The organism is Roseovarius sp. PS-C2 (assembly GCF_018862045.1).
GTDB lineage: Bacteria > Pseudomonadota > Alphaproteobacteria > Rhodobacterales > Rhodobacteraceae > Roseovarius.
This window is the reverse complement of sequence record NZ_JAHKSQ010000001.1, coordinates 536,125-555,996: the sequence shown is the minus strand read 5'-3', so window position 1 is coordinate 555,996 and position 19,872 is coordinate 536,125. Positions and strand designations below refer to the sequence as shown.

Here is a 19,872-nt window from a genome sequence, read left to right as displayed (position 1 = left end):
CGTCATGAGCAGAGTTTTATCGCGGCGGATTTTTCTTGGCTCGGCGCTGAGCGCGGTGGCGGGTGCGGCATGGGCCGGTGCGCCTGCCGTATCGCTTCGTCCGCACCCGCGCCCCGAGGGGCTGCATCGGCGGTCCGCGCCGGGGGCCGAGGCCCTGATCGAGGCGGCGCGTCTGGACGGGGAGGTCACCTTTTCCGTGATGGATGTGAAAACGGGACTGGTGCTGGAAGGGCGCGGTGAAACCGGCGGGGTGCCACCGGCCAGCGTGACCAAGGCCGTGACCGCGCTTTACGCATTGAACATCCTTGGGGTAGAGTATCGGTTCGCCACACGGCTGATCGCCACAGGCCCGGTCGAGAACGGTGTTCTGAAGGGTGATCTGATTCTGGCGGGCGGAGGCGATCCGACGCTGGATACCGATGCCCTGGCGCAGATGGCCGCCGATCTCAAGGACAAGGGTGTGCGCGAGGTGCAGGGCGCGTTCAGGGTCTGGGGCGGCGCATTGCCCTTCGAGCGGGTGATCGACCCGAGCCAGCCCGAGCATGTGGGGTACAACCCTTCTGTTTCGGGGTTGAACCTGAATTTCAACCGGGTGCATTTCGAATGGAAGCGCGGCGGCAGCGGGTATAACGTCAGCATGGATGCGCGCTCGGAACGCTACCGCCCGGCGGTGACCATTGCGCGCATGGCCATAGCCGGTCGCAAGGCCCCCATTTACACCTACAAGGACGCTGGCGATCACGATGCCTGGACGGTTGCCAAGGCCGCGTTGGGCAATGCCGGGGCGCGCTGGCTGCCGGTGCGCAAACCCGAGGCTTATGCCGCCGAGGTGTTCGCCGTGTTCGCCCGGTCGCAGGGGATCGTGTTGACGCCGGGCGCTGCGCTGCGCGATGCGCCCGAAGGCGAGGCCATCGTTGTCCATCGAAGTGCGCCATTGCGCGACGTTCTGCGGGACATGCTGAAATACTCGAACAACCTGACCGCGGAACTGGTCGGCCTGACCGCGACGGCGGCGCGGCTTGGGCGGGTGGCTTCGCTGGCGGCGTCGGCGCAGGAAATGAGCCGTTGGGCGCGGACCGAACTTGGCATGCAAGGGGCGGGGCTGGTGGACCATTCCGGGCTGGGCGAGCAATCGCGCCTGAGTGCGGGGGCGCTTGCGAAGGCCTTGGTGCGGGTCCACGGCGACGGTCAGCTCAAGCCGATCCTGAAGGACATTGCGCTGCGCGATGACAATGGCGGGATCGACCGGGCGCATCCCGTCAAGGTGACGGCCAAGACCGGCACCTTGTATTTCGTCAGTTCCCTGGCGGGCTACATGACCGCGCCGGACGGCACCGAACTGGCCTTTGCGATCTTTTGCGCGGATACCGCCAGACGGCAGCAGATCGACAGCCGGGCGGCGGGGCGGCCAGCGGGGGCGGCCAGTTGGAACAGGCGTGCCAAACAGTTGCAGCAACAACTGATCGAGCGCTGGGCCACGATCTATGGCGCCTGAGCGGGTTTAGCCCGTCACGACCATGTCGGTGCCCCAGGAGCGACAGCTTTCGGCCAATGCGCCGGGCAGGGGGAGGTCGGTGAAGATCCGGTCGATATCGCGCAGCGACCCGATCCGTACCGGTGCGCTGCGCTGGAATTTCGAATGATCTGCCACGAGGAATACCTCGCGCGAGCGTTTCAGAAGGGTCTGGCCGACGACCACCTCCTGAATGTCGAAATCCAGCAGGTCGCCATCCTCGTCCAGAGCCGAACAGCCGAGGATCGCGGTGTCGAACTTGAAATTCTCGATGGTGCGGGCGGTCAGGTTGCCCACCAGCCCGTTATCGGACCGGCGCAGGCTGCCACCCGCCACGACGATTTCGCAGGTCTTGTTCGCCAAAAGGATATTGGCCACGTTCATGTTGTTGGTCACGACCATCAGGTTTGAATGGTCCAGCAACTCGTGGGCCACGGCCTCGGTCGTGGTGCCGATATCCAGAAACACCGAGGAACTGTCGGCAATCGCCGCCGCGCAGGCCCGTGCAATGGCTTGTTTGGCGTCTTCGTTCAGGCGGCGGCGTTCGTCATAGATGATGTTGGTGACGCCCGAGGGCAGGATCGCGCCGCCATGCACGCGCTCCAGCTTGCCGGCGTTGGCCAGTTCGGTCAGGTCGCGGCGGATGGTCTGCACGGTCACGTCGAAGCGTTCGGCCAGATCTTCGACCATGACCTTGCCCTCGGTGCGGGCGATTTCGAGAATGTCGGGCTGACGAAAGGACTGCGACACGTCTGCTGGATCTCCGTTTGGTGTTTTCGATTATGTTCGTTTTTGTCCGTGTTTCAAGGTTCGCATGTGATTCGGCGAGGCTTGGGTCCGATTTGCGCGATGATTAATGGTTTGTTTGGCGTTGGTTACAAATAAAACGCCGTTGAATCATACGCTTTCCTCAAAATCGAAAATAAACGAACATTCGTAATTGACTTAATTGCCTTGATTGTGGTTCGTTTGCGCTCACATGCGGCATTGAGATCAGGGAGGCTCCGGTGCCATCAGCCCGAGGCAATGACAGTGTCGATCTGTTCGTGATCGGTGGCGGCATCAATGGATGCGGCATCGCACGCGACGCTTCCGGTCGTGGGCTGAGTGTCGAACTGGCCGAGATGAACGATCTGGCCTCGGCCACCTCTTCGGCCTCGACCAAGCTGTTTCATGGCGGGCTGCGTTACCTCGAATATTTCGAGATGCGGCTGGTGCGTGAGGCGCTGATCGAACGCGAAACCCTGCTGCGTGCCATGCCGCATATCAGTTGGCCGATGCGCTTCGTGCTGCCCTACCATCGCGATATGAGGTTCGAAGGGGAAACGCCCACCTCGAAACTTCTGAACATGGTGATGCCGTGGATGAAGGGGCGGCGGCCTGCGTGGCTGATCCGGCTGGGGCTGTTCCTCTATGACCATCTGGGCGGGCGCGATATCCTGCCCGGAACGCGCACCGTGGATTTGCGTGACGATCCGGCGGGGCGGGTTCTGAAAGACAAGTTCGCGCGCGCCTACGAGTATTCCGATTGCTGGATCGAGGACAGCCGTCTGGTGGTGCTGAACGCCCGTGACGCCGAGGGGCGCGGGGCCGTGATCCGTACACGCACCAAGGTCACCGGCGCCCGGCGGGAGAAGGATCACTGGGTGGTCACGACCGAGGACCGTGACACCGGCGAAACACGTCAGACCATGGCGCGGGCATTGATCAATGCGGGTGGTCCGTGGGTCAAGGACGTCATCGTCAACACGTTGAACCAGACCCCCAGCGAAGGTGTCCGGCTGGTGCGGGGCAGCCATATCGTGACGCGGCGCCTGTTCGATCATGACAAGTGCTATTTCTTTCAGGGCAAGGACGGGCGGATCATCTTCGCCATTCCGTACGAGACCGATTTCACCCTGATCGGGACAACCGATGTCGAACACGAGGATGTCTCGGCCAAGCCGGAATGCACGCCCGAAGAGGCCGAGTACCTGTGCAATTTCGCCTCGGAATATTTCCGCCAGCCGGTCACGCGCGACGATATCGTGTGGACATATTCGGGGGTGCGGCCTCTTTACGATGACGGAGCGAAATCGGCCACGGCGGCAACGCGCGATTACGTGCTGAAGCTGAATGACGAGGGCGGCGCGCCTCTGTTGAACGTGTTTGGCGGCAAGATCACCACCTATCGCAAACTGGCCGAGGCGGCGATGGCGCGGATCACGCCGTTTTTCGAGGATGCGGGCGGCAACTGGACGGCCGGGGTTGCCCTGCCCGGAGGGGATTTTGAGGTGGACGGCGTGCAACGCCTGATCGACGACTTGCGGGTGGGATATCCGTTTCTCGACTCCTATTGGGCCGGACGGATGGTGCGCGCCTATGGCACCGAGGCGGCGCAGGTGCTGGGCGATGCCACATGCGCCGAGGATCTGGGGCCGGATTTCGGCGGAACCCTGACAGGGCGCGAGGTGGCGTGGATGATGCGCCATGAATATGCCCGCTGTGCCGAAGATGTGGTCTGGCGCCGTACTCGGCTGGGGCTTCGGATGACGGTCGAACAGATTGCGGCTCTGGATGCGTGGATGACATCGGGCGATGCCGGGCAGGTCGATCTGCCGACGGCCCGGTCGGGTATGAAAGAGGAGCAGGGCGCATGACGCTGAAACTGGAGGGCGTATCCAAAGCGGTGAGCGGGCAGACACATATCTATCCGACCGACCTGACCCTGGAAAAGGGCACGATGAACGTGCTTCTGGGGCCGACCTTGTCTGGCAAGACCTCCTTGATGCGGCTGATGGCGGGACTGGACGCGCCAAATGCGGGCCGTATCCTGTGGAACGATCAGGACGTGACCGGCCAGAAGGTACAGGATCGCAACGTGGCGATGGTGTATCAGCAGTTCATCAACTACCCGTCGATGAGCGTGTACGACAATATCGCCTCGCCCCTGCGCCTGCTTGGCCGGCCCGCCGCCGAGATCGACGCGGAGGTTCAGAAAACCGCCGACCTGATGCAACTGACGCCGATGCTGGCGCGCAAGCCGCTGGAATTGTCGGGCGGTCAGCAGCAGCGTTGCGCTTTGGCGCGGGCGTTGGTCAAGGGGGCCGGGCTGGTTCTGCTGGATGAACCGCTGGCCAACCTGGACTACAAGCTGCGTGAAGAATTGCGCGTCGAGATTCCGAAGATTTTCGAAGAGTCCGGCGCGATTTTCGTCTACGCCACGACCGAGCCGGAAGAAGCGCTTTTGCTGGGCGGCAACACTGCCACGCTGTGGGAAGGGCGCGTCACGCAGTTCGGCCCGACGCCGGAGGTGTATCGTCAACCCGTGGACGCCACGACGGCGCGGGTTTTCAGCGACCCGCCGATGAATTTCCTGCAGGTCAGCAAGACCGGTGGAAAGCTGCTGTTCGGGGACGGTCAGACGACCCCCGCCACCGGCAAATTGGCCGATCTGCCCGATGGCCGCTACAACGCCGGATTTCGGCCCAACCATCTGGAAATCGGGCGGCATACGGCGGATGCCATGAAATTCACCGCCCGGCTGACGGTGACGGAACTGACCGGGTCCGAAACTTTCGTGCATCTCGATCATCACGGCGAACGGTGGGTGGGGCTGGTTCATGGCGTGCACGATCTGACACTGGGAACTGATCTGGACGTCTATCTGGACCCCAGCCACGTCTACATCTTTGGCGAGGACGGTGCGCTGGTCGCGCCCGCCGCCTATGCGCTGGCGGCCTGAGGAGGAGGGCGAATGGCAAAGATCACTCTGGACAATCTGGCGCATTCCTACCTGCCCAACCCGACGGGCGAGGCCGATTATGCGCTGAAGGAACTCAACCACGACTGGGAGGATGGCGCGGCCTATGCCCTGCTCGGCTCGTCGGGCTGCGGGAAATCCACATTGCTCAACATCATCTCGGGGCTGCTGAATCCCAGCCAGGGGCGTATCCTGTTCGACGGTCAGGATGTCACCGATGCCCCCACGGCCGAGCGCAACATCGCGCAGGTTTTCCAGTTTCCGGTCGTCTATGACACCATGACCGTGCGGGACAATCTGGCGTTTCCGTTGCGCAACCGGGGGCGGGACGAGGCCTATGTCGCCGAACGGGTGCAGGATGTGGCGCGCATGATCGGCATGGAGGCCGAACTGGACCGCAAGGCGCGCGGCCTGACGGCGGATGCCAAGCAGAAGATCAGCCTTGGCCGCGGCATGGTGCGCAAGGACGTGAACGCCCTGTTGTTCGACGAACCGCTGACCGTGATCGACCCGCACATGAAGTGGGAGTTGCGCACACAGCTGAAATCGCTGCATCACGAATTCGGACATACGATGATCTATGTCACCCACGACCAGACTGAGGCCCTGACCTTCGCCGACAAGGTGGTGGTCATGTATGACGGGCGTGTAGTGCAGATCGGCACGCCAGAAGAACTGTTCGAGCGGCCCGAACATACCTTTGTGGGCTATTTCATCGGCTCGCCAGGCATGAACGTGATCCCCGCCAGGGTTGACGGACGACAGGCCTATGTCAACGGCTCCTCGCTTGATCTGGGGCAGGGCTATGGCCCGCTGGAGGGCAAGGTGGAAATCGGCGTGCGCCCCGAATTTGCGCGCCTCTCGGACAGCGAGGGCCTGCCGGTGAATATCCGCCGGGTCGAGGATGTGGGCCGCCACAAGATCGTGCGGGCCGATTTCTTTGGGAACGACATCAACATCATCGCGGGCGAGGGCGAAGAGATCGGCGCGGACAAGACCCGCGTCGTGTTCGATCCCGCGCATGTCAATGTCTACGCCAATGACTGGCGCGTTCAGGGGGGGGCCGCGTGATGCAGGAAAAGACGGTCAATCACAAGGCGTGGTTCCTTGTCCTGCCGGTTCTGGTTCTGGTGGCCTTTTCAGCGGTGATCCCGCTGATGACAGTTGTCAACTATTCGGTCCAGGACAGTTTCGGCAACAATCAGTTCTTCTGGGCGGGGCTCGAATGGTTCCGCGAAATGCTGGCCGAGGAACGCATGTGGGATGCGCTGGCCCGACAGATGGCGTTTTCGGCGATCATTCTGGCGATCGAAGTGCCCTTGGGCATTTTCGTCGCGTTGAACATGCCCAAGCGTGGATTCTGGGCCAGTTTCTGTCTGGTGGTGATGTCGCTGCCGCTGCTGGTGCCGTGGAACGTGGTCGGCACGATCTGGCAGATTTTCGGGCGGGTGGATATCGGCCTGCTGGGCTATACGCTGGACGCGCTCGGGATCGAATACAACTACACCCAGAACGTGATCGACGCATGGGTGACGGTGATCGTCATGGATGTGTGGCACTGGACGTCGCTGGTGGCGCTGCTGGCCTATGCCGGGCTGCAATCCATCCCCGACGCCTATTATCAGGCGGCCAAGATCGACCAGGCGAGCCGCTGGAAAGTGTTCCGTTATATCGAACTGCCCAAGATGGCGGGTGTGCTGATGATCGCGATCCTGCTGCGTTTCATGGACAGTTTCATGATCTATACCGAACCTTTCGTGGTGACCGGCGGGGGGCCGGGCAATGCCACCACCTTCCTGTCGATCGACCTTGTGAAAATGGCGCTCGGTCAGTTCGATCTGGGCCCGGCGGCGGCGTTCTCGATCATGTATTTCCTGGTGATCCTGCTGATCTCCTGGGTGTTCTACACGGTGATGACCAATCTCGACAAACGGGAGGGCAACTGACATGGCCGACCTGACCGTAAACACCGGCGCCACCCGCAAGGCCAGCCGGATCAGGGTGAACGGCAGCGCCGTGGTGATGACGCTGTATCTGGTGTTCCTCATGTTGCCGATCTACTGGCTGCTGAACATGAGCCTGAAGACCAACTCCGAAATCCTCGGGGCCTTCACGCTCTGGCCGCAGAACCTGACGCTGGCGAACTATGCCACCATCCTGACCGACGCCAGCTGGTACATGGGCTATGTCAATTCGCTGATCTACGTGGTGATGAACACGGTGATCTCGGTCGCGGTGGCGCTGCCGGCGGCCTATGCCTTCAGCCGCTATCACTTCATGGGCGACAAGCACTTGTTCTTCTGGCTGCTGACCAACCGGATGGCCCCGCCCGCCGTGTTCGCTCTGCCGTTCTTTCAGCTGTATTCCTCGGTGGGTCTGTTCGACACGCATATCGCGGTGGCCCTGGCGCATTGCCTGTTCAACGTGCCTTTGGCGGTGTGGATTCTGGAAGGGTTCATGCGCGGCGTGCCCAAGGAAATCGACGAGACGGCCTATATCGACGGGTACGGTTTTGGCCGGTTCTTCGTGAAGATATTCATGCCCTTGATCGCCAGCGGCATCGGTGTGGCGGCGTTTTTCTGCTTCATGTTCTCATGGGTGGAATTGCTGCTGAGCCGCACGCTGACCAGCGTCGACGCCAAGCCGATCGCGGCCACGATGACCCGCACGATCGGCGCGTCGGGGATCGACTGGGGCGTGCTGGCCGCCGCCGGGGTGCTGACCATCGTGCCCGGCGCTTTGGTGATCTACTTCGTGCGCAACTACATCGCCAAGGGCTTTGCCCTGGGGAGGGTGTGAGAATGAGACATCATCGCAAAGTTGCGAATCCGGGCAATCCGGGCATTCGTCCAGGGAGGTTCCCATGAAGATTGGCATGTTTACGCTTTGTCTTTTCAGCACGCTTTCAGGCACCGCGGTGGCGCAGAATATCGTCATTCCGGCTGATCGGGGGCCAACCGACACAGGTTGCCTCGTGACAGGGCTGGACCCCAATGGCGACGGTTTTCTCTCTCTGCGGGCCGGACCCGGTACGGATTACGCGCAAATCGGACGTCTTCACAATGGTGACGCCGCCTTTGTCTATGCTTTGCCCAAAGGCCGGTGGCTTTATGTCGAGAACGGCGCCGTCGGCGGCAAAGAGGCAAAGTTTCGTGGCTGGATCTACGACGCCTGGTGCGAATTCTATCCCTAGGGAGGTGTTCTAATGGAATGGATGGCATGGACTTGGCCGACCGCCGCGTTCTTTGGGGTGATCGCGGTACTGTTGATCACCTTCACGGTGTTGGCGGTCAGGTTTCCCGAAACGCCCCGGCACGGCGTTCTGGGGATCGAAACGACGCGTGGCGACAGGTTGTTCATCACGCTCTTGGGCTCGGCCTTCATCAACCTGGCCTGGTTGGGGATCGTGGGGGCGCATCAGCCCTACGCGATGCTGGTTTGTCTGCTTTATGCCGCTGTGGTGTTCCGCTGGGTCTAGGGCAGGGCGTGCGCATGGGGGCCGGGGACATCCGGCGCACGACACGAAGGTCCCCGGACAGAAATGACGACAATTGGTTCGAAACACGGGAGGATAGAAACCAATGACCCTGAGTTTGAAATCAACAACAGCCCTGGGACTTGCCCTGTCGCTGCTGTCTGCTCCGGCGTTTGCCGGGATGGACGAGGCGCGCGCGTTCCTTGACGACGAAATCGGCGATCAGTCGGCCCTCAGCCGCGAAGAGCAGGAAGCGGAGATGCAATGGTTCGTCGACGCGGCCCAGCCTTTCGCGGGTATGGATATTCGTGTCGTGTCGGAAACCATCGCCACCCATGAATACGAAGCCAAGGTTCTGGCCCCGGCCTTTAGCGCGATCACGGGTATCCAGATCACCCACGACCTGATCGGCGAGGGTGACGTGGTCGAGAAACTGCAAACGCAAATGCAGTCTGGGCAGAATATCTATGACGCCTATGTCAACGACAGCGACCTGATCGGTACGCACTGGCGCTATCAGCAGGTGCGCAACCTGACCGACTGGATGGCGGGCGAAGGCGCAGACGTGACCAACCCCGGCCTCGATCTGGACGATTTCATCGGCACCCAGTTCACCACGGCACCCGATGGCAAGCTGTATCAATTGCCCGACCAGCAATTCGCGAACCTCTACTGGTTCCGCTACGACTGGTTCAACGACGAGAAGAACAAGGCCGATTTCAAAGAGGCCTACGGGTATGACCTGGGCGTTCCGGTCAACTGGACGGCCTATGAGGACATCGCCGAGTTCTTCACCGGGCGCGACCTGAGCCATCTGGGGGTCGAAGGTGAAATCTTCGGCAACATGGACTATGGCAAGAAAGACCCCAGCCTTGGCTGGCGCTATACCGACGCGTGGATGTCCATGGCCGGTATGGGCGACAAGGGCGAACCCAACGGCCTGCCGGTCGATGAATGGGGTATCCGGGTGAATGACAACAGTCAGCCGGTCGGTGCCTGTGTTACGCGCGGTGGCGCGGCCAACAGCCCGGCGGCGGTCTATGCCGTCGAAAAGGCGATTGAGTGGCTGCAGAAATATTCGCCGCCCTCGGCCATGGGCATGACCTTCTCCGAGGCGGGTCCGGTTCCGGCCCAAGGCAATGTCGCACAGCAGATGTTCTGGTACACCGCGTTCACCGCGGCTTCGGTCAAGCCCGACCTGCCGGTGATGAACGAGGACGGCACGCCCAAATGGCGCATGGCCCCCAGCCCGCATGGGGCATACTGGGAAGACGGCATGAAGGTCGGCTATCAGGACGTGGGCAGCTGGACGCTGATGAAATCCACGCCAGAGGACCGTGCCAAGGCGGCGTGGCTCTATTCGCAGTTCGTCACCTCCAAGACGGTCGATGTGAAGAAAAGCCATGTCGGACTGACCTTCGTGCGCGAAAGCTCGATCCAGCATGACAGCTTTAGCGAACGGGCACCGAAACTGGGCGGCCTGGTGGAATTCTACCGCAGCCCGGCGCGCACCCAGTGGTCGCCCACCGGCACCAATGTGCCCGACTATCCCAAGCTGGCTCAGCTGTGGTGGCAGAATATCGGCGACGCCATGTCGGGCGCGAAAACAGCCCAGGAAGCGCTGGACAGCCTGTGCGGCGACATGGAAAGCGTGATGGAGCGTCTGGAACGCGCGGGCATTCAGGGCGATATCGGCCCGGCGATGAACGACGAGCAGGACGCCGAACACTGGCTGTCGCAACCCGGCTCGCCCAAGCCCAAGCTGGACAACGAGGAAGAAGAACCGGTCACCGTCAGCTATGACGAACTGATCGCCAGCTGGCAGTAAGCACACACACTCCGGGGCCGGTGTTCCGGCCGGCCCCGGATACCCTGCCCTGGCGCCATGCGGTTGCCGATGGTGTTGCACGGATGGCTGGCACGGCTAAACTGCGATCGCCGCGCCCGTGGCGGTCGCTTTCTCTTATCCCGAACACGATAAACGCGCAGGACCAGACCGATGACCCATATCCTAGCCATTGATCAGGGCACCACCTCCAGCCGGGCGATCCTTTTTGATCGCGATATGCGACTGGTCGCGACCGCACAGGAAGAGTTTCGCCAGCATTTTCCCGATTCCGGCTGGGTCGAACACGACCCCAACGATCTGTGGTCCACGACGGCGGGGACCTGCCGCGAGGTCATCGAACGCGCGGGGCTGACCGTGGCGGATATCAGCGCCATCGGAATCACCAACCAGCGCGAGACGACCATTGTCTGGGATCGCGCGACCGGCGCGCCAGTCTGCAACGCCATCGTCTGGCAGGATCGACGAACCGCCGATTTTTGTCGCGCATTGCGCGATGCGGGCCACGAGGCGATGGTCAGCGACCGCACCGGCCTGTTGCTGGACCCTTATTTTTCGGGGACCAAGCTGAAATGGATTCTGGACAATGTCGAGGGCGCGCGGGCGCGTGCCGAAGCCGGGGACCTGTTGTTCGGTACGGTCGATACCTTCCTGATCTGGAAGCTGACCGGCGGAGCGGTGCACGCCACCGACGCCACCAATGCCGCGCGCACATTGCTTTACGATATTCGCAAGGGGCGGTGGAGTTCGACCATCTGCGATCTGCTGGACATCCCCCGACAGATGTTGCCCGAGGTACGTGACAGCGCCGACGATTACGGAATGGCCCGCGCCGACCTGTTCGGGCGTGAAATTCCAATTCGCGGTGTCGCGGGGGATCAGCAGGCAGCCACCGTGGGGCAGGCCTGTTTCCGTCCCGGCATGATGAAGTCGACCTATGGCACGGGGTGTTTCGCGCTGCTCAACACCGGCGACACGCCGGTCGCGTCGCAAAACCGCCTGCTGACGACCATCGCCTATCAACTGGACGGCAAGCCGACCTATGCGCTCGAAGGGTCGATTTTCGTCGCCGGGGCGGTGGTGCAATGGCTGCGCGACGGGCTGAAGATCATCCGTGAGGCCTCGGAGACGCAACCCCTGGCCGAACGCGCCGATCCGGCGCAGAACGTGGTGCTGGTGCCCGCCTTTACCGGGCTTGGGGCACCGTACTGGAACGCCGAATGCCGTGGCGCGGTGTTCGGCCTGACCCGCAATTCGCGCCCCGAGGAGTTCGCCCGCGCCGCGCTGGAAAGCGTGGGTTATCAGACCCGCGATTTGCTGGACGCGATGCGCGCCGACTGGGCGGCGCAGGCGGGACGCGGCGAGGTGGCGACATTGCGCGTGGATGGCGGCATGAGCGCCTCGGACTGGGCGATGCAGTTCCTGTCCGACATCATCGACGCGCCGGTGGACCGCCCCGAGGTTCTGGAAACCACCGCACTCGGCGCGGCATGGCTGGCGGGCATGAAGATCGGGCTGTATCCGGGACCGGAGGAATTCGCTCGGACCTGGGTTCTGGACCGCCAGTTCACCGCCGACATGGACCCCACCGAGCGCGATCGCAAATACAACGCCTGGAAACGCGCAGTGACCGCGACGCTCAGCTTCTGAGGGGGGGCGAACGGTTGCGCACCTTCAGGGACCGGGATGATAGGTCGCTCCGTTTTATTGATTTTCGGCAGCCGGGCATCGCCGACTGCCTTGGATCGTGGTTCTGGAGCAAGTTCGGATTGGCCGTCTGTTAAGCCCCGAAGATCACTTCTTGATCTCGATAACCTGACGCTGGACCTCTTGGTCGCTTTTGTTTCGGATCGTGTAAATATCGATATCCAGCTCAAGCGCTCCCTTTTTCGCAGTCAACCTGCCTTCCGGGTTTTTGTAGGTCGGACCGGGAATCAACGCCCTGAGCGATGCATTCGCAAATCGCTCTCCCAGAAGCGCGGGGGCGAATTTTGACAAACGATAGCCAGACTTGTTGAACTGTTGCGTATAGAGCGGTTTCAGCTGGAACGCTTGGAATTTGTGACCTTCGATTGGCTTCAATTCTGTCCCGAACATGAAACGGCATTCTCCGGGCTCGGTTATGAGCAGGACTTTATCGACCTGCGCAACGTAGTCGCCTTTCCAGTGTCCGTGATACTGGATCTTTTCACCGGAGACGGTCTTGCGGAACGGAGCCTGACCAAGCCTTGCATCGTCAATGGGTTGCCCTTCCAAACGTGTCACACAGGCGCGAACCAGGCTGTCTGCGTTTGCATTCAGATCCTTTTCGATCTGCTGTCCGACCTGGCGCCAATCGTCTATGCGTCGCTGCCGTTCGTCTTCGGACATCGTCTCGCCGCATGCGGTCAGACCCAACAAAGAAACCAATAGAACTGTACCTGAGAATTTCATCTTCATATTTCACCCAAACCTGTATTCAACATTCCCGATCCGGTCTGCCGTCCATCTTCACTTTTGCCGCAAGCGCCGAATGGACCGAACGGTCATGCCTCGCATATTGAGTGACTGATCGTCATGCAAGTGGCCCCCCCAAAGTTCCAGGTCACTCGTGGCGCTGACCGACATGGGGGCAGGCAATTCTGGAGACAGGATCAAACCGGGTGCGATGCGTCAGGTCACGATACGGAGATATCCGGTTCGGGAGGTTTTCGCGCGCTTGGACAACACTCTGCCGCAAGACGCCAGATGACGGGCCAGATCACCCGCCCGATCCGGCAAGCCTGTACGTAGGGATATGCGAATGGTGGTTCGTGTTCCCTCATGAGACGAAGGGATAGGCCAGCGAACGTAATAAATTCCGTGTCTAGAATGGCTTAAATATGATGACAGCTTCATGGTCCTGTGTCCCACTATTGTGTCACATCGGATAGGTTTGAAGCTAACCCTATGATTTAGAATGAAATGGAGGCGAGTACCGGAATCGAACTGGTTTACACGGCTTCGCAATCCTTCGGTATTCATTGAATGCAAACAAATTTTGTGGAAGCGTACACTATTTGTTCACATGAAAGATCAAAACCTTAGAGATCGAGTGTAAATGGTTTCGAGGCTGGAAAAGTTGCGCTTCTCGTTGGCTAGGTGTCTCTCGTTCTGCGAGTGACACGTTATCTGCCGAACGCGTGTGCTTGACGAAAATTGGAAACCGGTGGCGTTAGACCGGCGAGGTTCCATGATACGTGGCCATCTCGGGTCCAATCAGATTTCTGTGCCTATACAAACCCTGTATTGACAGATATTACGCGAGACTTCCGCTTGGAAGGCGCGTCGCAAGCCACATACTTCTTGCCCATAAAAGAACCCAAACCATGAAAAAAACCATTGCAGATGCTCTAGCCCGCAAAGGCTATGATGTTTTGACACCTGTTCAGCAGGCCGTGACCCGACCGGAATTGGATGGGCGGGACCTTCTGGTGTCGGCGCAAACCGGGTCTGGCAAAACCATTGGCTTCGGGCTTGCGATTGCATCAACCTTGCTGGTCGACGAAGACAGGTTTGCACAGGCAGACGCGCCTTTGGCATTGATCATTGCACCAACCCGTGAACTGGCAATGCAGGTCAAACGGGAACTCGGCTGGCTCTACGCCGACGCCGGCGCAATCCTTGCGTCATGTGTCGGAGGCATGGATATGCGCGACGAACGCCGGGCGCTGGCGCGCGGGGCGCACATCGTTGTCGCCACGCCGGGGCGATTGCGCGACCATATCATGCGCGGATCGATCGACCTTACCGGGGTCCGTGCGGTTGTGCTGGACGAAGCGGATGAGATGCTGGACCTCGGCTTTCGGGAGGATCTCGAGTTCATCCTGGAGGAAACGCCGCAGACGCGTCAGACGCTGCTGTTTTCGGCCACTGTCCCAGAGGCCATTGCCAGGCTCGCGCAAAGCTACCAGCGCGACGCCGAGCGGATCTCGACCGTTGGCGAACAGACGCAACATGCCGATATCGAATATCGCGCCATGACGGTGGCGCCGCATGACAGCGAAAATGCCATCATCAACGTGTTGCGGTATTACGAGGCACCCAATGCCATCGTATTCTGCAACACGCGGGCCATGGTGGCGCGTCTGACGACGCGCCTGTCGAACCGTGGCTTTTCGGTTGTGGCCCTGTCGGGCGAGTTGACGCAAGGGGAACGCTCAAATGCGCTGCAGTCCATGCGTGACGGGCGAGCGCGGGTCTGCGTGGCAACAGATGTCGCCGCCCGCGGCATTGATCTGCCCAACCTGGACTTGGTGGTTCACGCAGAATTGCCCAACAGCCATGATACCCTTTTGCACCGGTCGGGGCGCACTGGTCGTGCGGGACGCAAGGGTGTCAGTGCGCTGGTTGTCGTGCCCTCCTCACGCAAAAAGGCAGAACGCATTTTGAAGTTTGCGAAACTGACTGCGGATTGGGGGGCCGCGCCGTCAGCGGGAGATGTCGATGCGCGCGACGAGGAGCGCATGCTGGGCGCGGATGACTGGCAGGCGGAGATCACCGAGGGAGAGCGCGCGTCGGTGGATCAACTGGTTGAAAGGTTCACGCCTGAGCAAATCGCCGCCGCCTATTTGCGTCAGTACAAGATACGCCATTCCGCGCCCGAAGAATTGAGTCCGATCAAATCCGAGCCGCCCAGGGCGCGCGCCGCCTTTGGCCCCAGTGTGTGGTTTTCTTTGTCCGAAGGCCGCAATCATGCAGCATCCCCGCGTCATGTACTGCCGATGATCTGCAAGGCAGGCGATCTCACCAAGAACGACATTGGAGCGATCCGCATTGTCGATGACCTGACCTATATAGAGATCCGCGAAACCAGTGTTGCCGGTTTTCTGAGTGCTATCGGTCCAAGCATGACGATCGAGGGGAACAAGCAGCTCTGTCGCCTCGAAAAGGCGCCAGACTTGCCAGCCTTCAGGCATTCCAAGCCCGAGCGCGCTTCCAAGGCCAATTCAAGGCCCGCCAAGAAAGACACGTCGCCCGTCGATTGGAGCGATGCTCCCAAACCGCGCCGTCTCAAGCCCAAGCCCGGAATTCGCAAAGATTCCAAGCCGCCAAAGCGAAAGCCCAAGGCAGAAGGTCCCGCTGACACAGTGCATGGACCAATCAGCGCCCGTAAACGCGGGGCAGGAGGTGCCAAATTCAAGTCGAAGGAAAATGCCAAAGCCGTCCAGGGAACGGCGTCTGACAAATTCTCTGGCAAAGAGGATGCCAAAAAGCCCTCCGGGGGGCGTGGAAAAGGCCCACCGCCGCCAAAGGGCAAGCCCAACAGCAAGAAAAACCGCGCCCGCGCGGCGGCCAAGAAGATTGGCAAGGGTGGAAATGCCACGCCGAAACGGCGATGACACCAAGGTAACCTTGGGCCGCGCTTGGGGGCAAAGCTGAATTTTGCACGTCAGAACGATGCCCGGCTTCGAGGTCGTCTGTATGTTGGCGTTAAATTAGGCGTTGAGAATACCGTGCACCAGCAATCGAAGTCATGTCTCTGTCTTTTCTTCGGGACCTTGCAAACGGCCCAAAGCCGACATCCAACTTCGATCATCGATGCTGTGGCGCAGCCTGTTAGAGCAGACATTAGCTGCAAGCGCAAAATCTGTTGCTGGTAAAACTCACGGTCGGCGGACGGAGCCGGCATTAGGATGCGTCACTCCGTGACAAGTTCGTAGTGCTTGATCGCTCGAGATTCCACCAGTTCCGCTTCCGCAGGATCGATATGCGCACCGGCAAAGTCATCACCGACGAAAGCTTTCAGGGATTCAATATCCTTCCAAACCATTACAAAGCTGAACTCCCTTGGGCTCTCGGGTCTTGGTGCACCTGGCAGAACCTGCGCGATACCCGCAGTTCGCTTCATCAATGGGATAGCCGTTTCATGGAAGAATCTACTGAACTCCTCTTCCTTGCCGGGGCGTATCAAGACTTGGAAAATTCGCATGATCATTTGGCGTCCTCCCTTCATGTCGATCTGGATATGGCTGTGCTACCTAAGAAGGGTGACATGAAAGCAAGTCTCTTGGGGTTCGAAGCAGACCTGCGGCAGCGCAGCGGCGGCCGACAGGAGGTGGACGAAGACGACGCTCCGTTCTCAACCACATACGTCGCCAATCTTTAGGACAACCGCACCTCGCTTGTGTCGTAACTCGACCTGGGCATGAGCTTGCGCAGCCTCGCCGAACGGAAAGATCTTGTCCACGACCGGGCGAAGTTTCCCGCAATCGACTAGTTCGGCAAGACGCACCATGTCTTCCATGCGGTCCTCATTTACGGCTAGATGGATTTTCCGGTCCCGAAAACTGTTCAGGAGCAACGCGCCAATTTCCCTCAGGCCAAAATTGAGCGGCAGAAACAATCCACCTTTCGCCAAAAGTCCACGCGAGACCTTTGGAGAGATCGCTCCGAACGTGTCGAACACCACGTCGAACCGCTCACCAAGCGTTGCAATGTCTGTCTCGCGGTAGTTGACTGGTTCGTCCGCTCCCAGCTCGACAACAAAATCTTGGCCAGCAGGACCTGACACGGCCGTCACATGCGCGCCAAGCGCCTTCGCGATCTGCACGGCGTACGCCCCGACTCCGCCCGAAGCTCCGACGATCAGAACCTTTTGATCCGGCTTTAGATCAGCATGCTGACCAAGGAAGACCAATGCGCAAAGCCCGCCAAACGGCATCCCCGCCGCATCCTCGAGGCTCAGGGAGGCTGGCATCTTGGCGATTGCGCCTTTCTCTGGAACAGAAATGTATTCCGCAGATGCGCCGCCGGACGTAACCATTCCGAAGACCTGGTCGCCTTCAACGAACCGTGTTACGGATGAACCGATGCTTTCGACGACACCAGAGAACTCACTTCCAAGCCTAGGGTTGCGCGGACGAACGAGGCCGAACATCAGTCGGCCCGGAATGGCCATTATGCCGGGAAAGGCCGCAGCCCGGATGCGCCAGTCTCCCGTATTCACACCACTTGCCATAACGCGGACCAGGACCTCGCTAGCGTCGTTGACCGGGGTGTCGACCTCAGTGATCTGAAGGACCTCTGGACCGCCATATCGTTGGTATGTCAGGGCTTTCATGCGCACTCCAGTATTCTTCAACGTATGAAGGCACTATAGAGTGTCTGCATCGACTCTGCGAAAAAACCACAACCGTCCTGAGATTTGTGGCCTCAAGGCGAGCGAATGGCGGCACGGAGGGGGCTCGCGCCAATTCATACAGGCCGCAGTATCATGAGGTATGGGTTCGACCAGTCATTGGTTGCAAGCGGTGCCGATGGCAGTTGTGCGGACAAAGCGGATGTCAGCTCGTTTTACTTCAATGTCGGTTTACGCAAGAAAACTGCGCAAACTACTCGATCCTGATGCGATAAAGGTGGAACAACCTGTCGCATTTCTGCGATTTCAACGTCCTGACCAACCGATCGCTCAGGAATAATCCCTTGAGAAATGGCTGGTGGTGCCAGACATCGGGCCCTTCCAAAGCATCGCGCGACATGACCAGCGCGTCATTCTTCGGGATGACCGGTAACTTCAGGCGACTAATGGCATCCTTCTTCAAATTTTCCGATTTTTCGGGTACCAGAGCCGATTTCACGTTCCCGGCGACGAGGATGTAATACGTGCCGAGGACGGTCGTGCCATCCCGATCCATTAGTTGAAGCGGGTGCAGATAGCCATGTCCGAGGTCAAACTCCCGGAATATCCGAGCCATACTTTCGGAGAGGATATAGTAGTTCAGGAAAAAGAAATCCGGGACACGCGCGCGCTTGCCCGTACCGCTCAGGACACATCTTACTGGCAGGGCTCCAGGATCGACCCGTTCGCCTTTTCGAATACGAAGCGTGGTGTCATCTTCCGCAGCAGGATGCTCACCGTCCCATTCGAAAAGCAGACCAAAACCCGGTTCAAATTGTGTTATGGTGTTCGATCCCCAAACGTAATCCAAGGCGCTCCTCCCAAGTCATGGACGTTCCGAAACAGACTTTCGCCGCGTCACGACGAGGGGTCAAGTCGGGCTCGATCCAGTCATTCGCTGCAAGCGGTGCCAATGGCTGTAAAGCTGGACTTCAGGATATTCACACTGCCTGCCCATTGATCACTGTCCTACGCCAGATCAAGAAGCCGCCCCTCTCTGACGAGCAGAAAAATTCATGGTTTTGACCGTCTCATGCGTATCAAGAGTTCTCATCAAAGGTGATTCAAAGGTTTCCGAAGCTGCATTTTGCCCGAACGTTGGCAATACCTGTGACAACGAGAGAGCCTTCCCAGAATTGCGAAGCGCAGGTATCATCTCTGACCAGAGGGAAAATAGCATGAAACCGCGCATACCTCATGTCGAGCGAGTGGTAGAGACCGCCAAGGACCCGGGTGCCGCAGCGCGCTCCCGACTTGCAGCCTCTTGGCGTCGGTCTCTGGATCACCATGGGTTGGACCCTGGCCGGCGAGATGACGTGCACCGAATTTCCGAGACGGAGTTTTCCGAGCGGCGCGAGAGAGCAGAGAATATTCGTCGTATCGCGACACCCAAGCTTGACAATCTTTACCAACTCGTCGGCAGTTCCGGCTGCGGTGTGCTGCTCACAGATGCCGACGGTGTCGTGCTGGATGTGCGCGTGTCGGATGCGGACCGGTCGGTGTTCGAAGCCTGGGGCCTGGCACCGGGTTCGGACTGGTCGGAGGCGTCGGAGGGAACCAATGGTATTGGGACCTGCATTGCCGAAAACCGCCGCGTGATCATTCATCGAGACGAACATTTTCATGCCCGAAATACGGGCATGAGCTGCATCGACGCGCCCGTTTTCGGTCCAGAGGGTGATCTGATCGGGGCTCTCGATGTGTCTTCTGCCCGGGCCGACCAAACCGAAGCGATCAACCGGTTGATCGCCGCGCAAGTTGCCCATACCGCGCGTCAGATCGAGACCGACTGCTTCCGCGCCGCTTTCGCCGACGCGCGCATCATCGTGGCCGATGACGATGATACCGACCAGGCCATGTTGCTGGCCGTGGACGGCGATGACCTGGTCATCGGGGCCACGCGTGGAGCACGCCTCAACTTCGGCCTTGGACTATCAGGACCGGTGCGCGCCGTTCCGGCGTCGGACCTGTTCGGCCGCGATGAGGGACCGACCGGATTTGAGAAGGCCGAGCGCGCCGCCGTGATTCGTGCCCTGTCGCGGGCCGATGGCAACGTCTCTCAGGCTGCGCGTGCTCTTGGTGTGGGGCGTGCAACCCTTTATCGGCGGATGAAGCGGCTCGGTATCGGCGAAAAACTGAGCTGAACTGTCTCACTTCT

At 60.0% G+C, this 19,872-nt stretch carries 17 protein-coding genes; 12 read left to right on the top strand and 5 right to left on the bottom strand.

The window, feature by feature from the left end; all coding sequences use genetic code 11:
- The first annotated feature begins 4 nt into the window (after positions 1–4).
- Positions 5–1,495 (top strand): D-alanyl-D-alanine carboxypeptidase/D-alanyl-D-alanine-endopeptidase, encoded by a 1,491-nt coding sequence (gene dacB, locus KPG71_RS02690; RefSeq protein WP_216336579.1) that lies wholly within the window; start codon positions 5–7, stop codon positions 1,493–1,495.
- Positions 1,496–1,501: 6 nt separating this feature from the next.
- Here dacB and KPG71_RS02685 read toward each other — a convergent pair whose 3' ends face one another.
- The gene (locus tag KPG71_RS02685) at positions 1,502–2,263 is read right to left on the bottom strand and encodes a DeoR/GlpR family DNA-binding transcription regulator (protein ID WP_073033313.1); all 762 of its coding nucleotides are present in this window, start codon (positions 2,261–2,263) and stop codon (positions 1,502–1,504) included.
- 257 nt (positions 2,264–2,520) lie between these two features.
- Here KPG71_RS02685 and glpD point away from each other — a divergent pair, with 257 nt between their 5' ends.
- The 9 genes from glpD to glpK all read left to right on the top strand — a co-directional run bounded on the left by glpD (position 2,521) and on the right by glpK (position 12,226).
- Entirely contained in the window at positions 2,521–4,152 is a 1,632-nt protein-coding gene (glpD, locus tag KPG71_RS02680) for a glycerol-3-phosphate dehydrogenase (RefSeq protein WP_216336577.1), read from the top strand.
- The gene (locus tag KPG71_RS02675; protein ID WP_216336576.1) at positions 4,149–5,237 is read left to right on the top strand and encodes an ABC transporter ATP-binding protein; all 1,089 of its coding nucleotides are present in this window, start codon (positions 4,149–4,151) and stop codon (positions 5,235–5,237) included. Before glpD ends, KPG71_RS02675 begins: the two co-directional genes overlap by 4 nt.
- 12 nt (positions 5,238–5,249) lie before the next feature.
- Positions 5,250–6,326, top strand: coding sequence for an ABC transporter ATP-binding protein (locus KPG71_RS02670; RefSeq protein ID WP_216336574.1), 1,077 nt, complete (start codon positions 5,250–5,252; stop codon positions 6,324–6,326).
- A complete protein-coding gene (locus tag KPG71_RS02665; RefSeq protein WP_216336721.1) occupies positions 6,326–7,201 on the top strand; it encodes a carbohydrate ABC transporter permease in 876 nt (291 codons plus the stop codon). The genes KPG71_RS02670 and KPG71_RS02665 overlap by 1 nt, the downstream gene beginning before the upstream one ends.
- Before the next feature lies 1 nt (position 7,202).
- Positions 7,203–8,054: a carbohydrate ABC transporter permease gene (locus KPG71_RS02660; protein WP_216336573.1), complete on the top strand. Its 852-nt coding sequence runs from the start codon at positions 7,203–7,205 to the stop codon at positions 8,052–8,054.
- Positions 8,055–8,118: 64 nt separating this feature from the next.
- A complete protein-coding gene (locus KPG71_RS02655) occupies positions 8,119–8,448 on the top strand; it encodes an SH3 domain-containing protein (RefSeq protein WP_253196018.1) in 330 nt (109 codons plus the stop codon).
- Positions 8,449–8,460: 12 nt separating this feature from the next.
- On the top strand, positions 8,461–8,733 hold the full coding sequence (locus KPG71_RS02650) for a DUF2160 domain-containing protein (RefSeq protein ID WP_216336572.1): 273 nt from the start codon (positions 8,461–8,463) through the stop codon (positions 8,731–8,733).
- Between the two features lie 103 nt (positions 8,734–8,836).
- Positions 8,837–10,558, top strand: a complete 1,722-nt coding sequence (locus KPG71_RS02645; protein ID WP_216336570.1) for an ABC transporter substrate-binding protein — start codon at positions 8,837–8,839, stop codon at positions 10,556–10,558.
- A gap of 171 nt (positions 10,559–10,729) precedes the next feature.
- A complete protein-coding gene (glpK, locus tag KPG71_RS02640; RefSeq protein WP_216336568.1) occupies positions 10,730–12,226 on the top strand; it encodes a glycerol kinase GlpK in 1,497 nt (498 codons plus the stop codon).
- Positions 12,227–12,370: 144 nt separating this feature from the next.
- Here the strand turns inward: glpK and KPG71_RS02635 are convergent, their stop codons facing one another.
- Entirely contained in the window at positions 12,371–13,015 is a 645-nt protein-coding gene (locus KPG71_RS02635) for a hypothetical protein (RefSeq protein ID WP_216336567.1), read from the bottom strand.
- Between the two features lie 908 nt (positions 13,016–13,923).
- Here KPG71_RS02635 and KPG71_RS02630 point away from each other — a divergent pair.
- Positions 13,924–15,936, top strand: coding sequence for a DEAD/DEAH box helicase (locus KPG71_RS02630; protein ID WP_216336719.1), 2,013 nt, complete (start codon positions 13,924–13,926; stop codon positions 15,934–15,936).
- A 299-nt stretch (positions 15,937–16,235) separates the two neighbouring features.
- Here KPG71_RS02630 and KPG71_RS02625 read toward each other — a convergent pair whose 3' ends face one another.
- The 3 genes from KPG71_RS02625 to KPG71_RS02615 form a co-directional block, all read right to left on the bottom strand.
- Positions 16,236–16,532, bottom strand: a complete 297-nt coding sequence (locus tag KPG71_RS02625) for an antibiotic biosynthesis monooxygenase (RefSeq protein WP_216336566.1) — start codon at positions 16,530–16,532, stop codon at positions 16,236–16,238.
- 144 nt (positions 16,533–16,676) lie between these two features.
- Positions 16,677–17,657, bottom strand: coding sequence for an NAD(P)-dependent alcohol dehydrogenase (locus KPG71_RS02620; protein ID WP_216336565.1), 981 nt, complete (start codon positions 17,655–17,657; stop codon positions 16,677–16,679).
- 271 nt (positions 17,658–17,928) lie between these two features.
- The gene (locus tag KPG71_RS02615; RefSeq protein ID WP_216336564.1) at positions 17,929–18,525 is read right to left on the bottom strand and encodes a hypothetical protein; all 597 of its coding nucleotides are present in this window, start codon (positions 18,523–18,525) and stop codon (positions 17,929–17,931) included.
- A 367-nt stretch (positions 18,526–18,892) separates the two neighbouring features.
- On the opposite strand from KPG71_RS02615, the gene KPG71_RS02610 reads away from it, so the two are divergent.
- Positions 18,893–19,858, top strand: a complete 966-nt coding sequence (locus KPG71_RS02610; protein WP_216336563.1) for a GAF domain-containing protein — start codon at positions 18,893–18,895, stop codon at positions 19,856–19,858.
- Positions 19,859–19,872 lie beyond the last annotated feature (14 nt).

Excerpts from the sequence above, each read along its gene's own strand:
- dacB (WP_216336579.1), top strand. The coding sequence starts at position 5 with ATGAGCAGAGTTTTATCGCGGCGGATTTTTCTTGGCTCGGCGCTGAGC.
- KPG71_RS02675 (WP_216336576.1), top strand. The coding sequence starts at position 4,149 with ATGACGCTGAAACTGGAGGGCGTATCCAAAGCGGTGAGCGGGCAGACA.
- KPG71_RS02670 (WP_216336574.1), top strand. The coding sequence starts at position 5,250 with ATGGCAAAGATCACTCTGGACAATCTGGCGCATTCCTACCTGCCCAAC.
- KPG71_RS02665 (WP_216336721.1), top strand. The coding sequence starts at position 6,326 with ATGCAGGAAAAGACGGTCAATCACAAGGCGTGGTTCCTTGTCCTGCCG.
- KPG71_RS02660 (WP_216336573.1), top strand. The coding sequence starts at position 7,203 with ATGGCCGACCTGACCGTAAACACCGGCGCCACCCGCAAGGCCAGCCGG.
- KPG71_RS02655 (WP_253196018.1), top strand. The coding sequence starts at position 8,119 with ATGAAGATTGGCATGTTTACGCTTTGTCTTTTCAGCACGCTTTCAGGC.
- KPG71_RS02650 (WP_216336572.1), top strand. The coding sequence starts at position 8,461 with ATGGAATGGATGGCATGGACTTGGCCGACCGCCGCGTTCTTTGGGGTG.
- KPG71_RS02645 (WP_216336570.1), top strand. The coding sequence starts at position 8,837 with ATGACCCTGAGTTTGAAATCAACAACAGCCCTGGGACTTGCCCTGTCG.
- glpK (WP_216336568.1), top strand. The coding sequence starts at position 10,730 with ATGACCCATATCCTAGCCATTGATCAGGGCACCACCTCCAGCCGGGCG.
- KPG71_RS02635 (WP_216336567.1), bottom strand. The coding sequence starts at position 13,015 with ATGAAGATGAAATTCTCAGGTACAGTTCTATTGGTTTCTTTGTTGGGT.
- KPG71_RS02630 (WP_216336719.1), top strand. The coding sequence starts at position 13,924 with ATGAAAAAAACCATTGCAGATGCTCTAGCCCGCAAAGGCTATGATGTT.
- KPG71_RS02625 (WP_216336566.1), bottom strand. The coding sequence starts at position 16,532 with ATGATCATGCGAATTTTCCAAGTCTTGATACGCCCCGGCAAGGAAGAG.
- KPG71_RS02620 (WP_216336565.1), bottom strand. The coding sequence starts at position 17,657 with ATGAAAGCCCTGACATACCAACGATATGGCGGTCCAGAGGTCCTTCAG.
- KPG71_RS02610 (WP_216336563.1), top strand. The coding sequence starts at position 18,893 with ATGAAACCGCGCATACCTCATGTCGAGCGAGTGGTAGAGACCGCCAAG.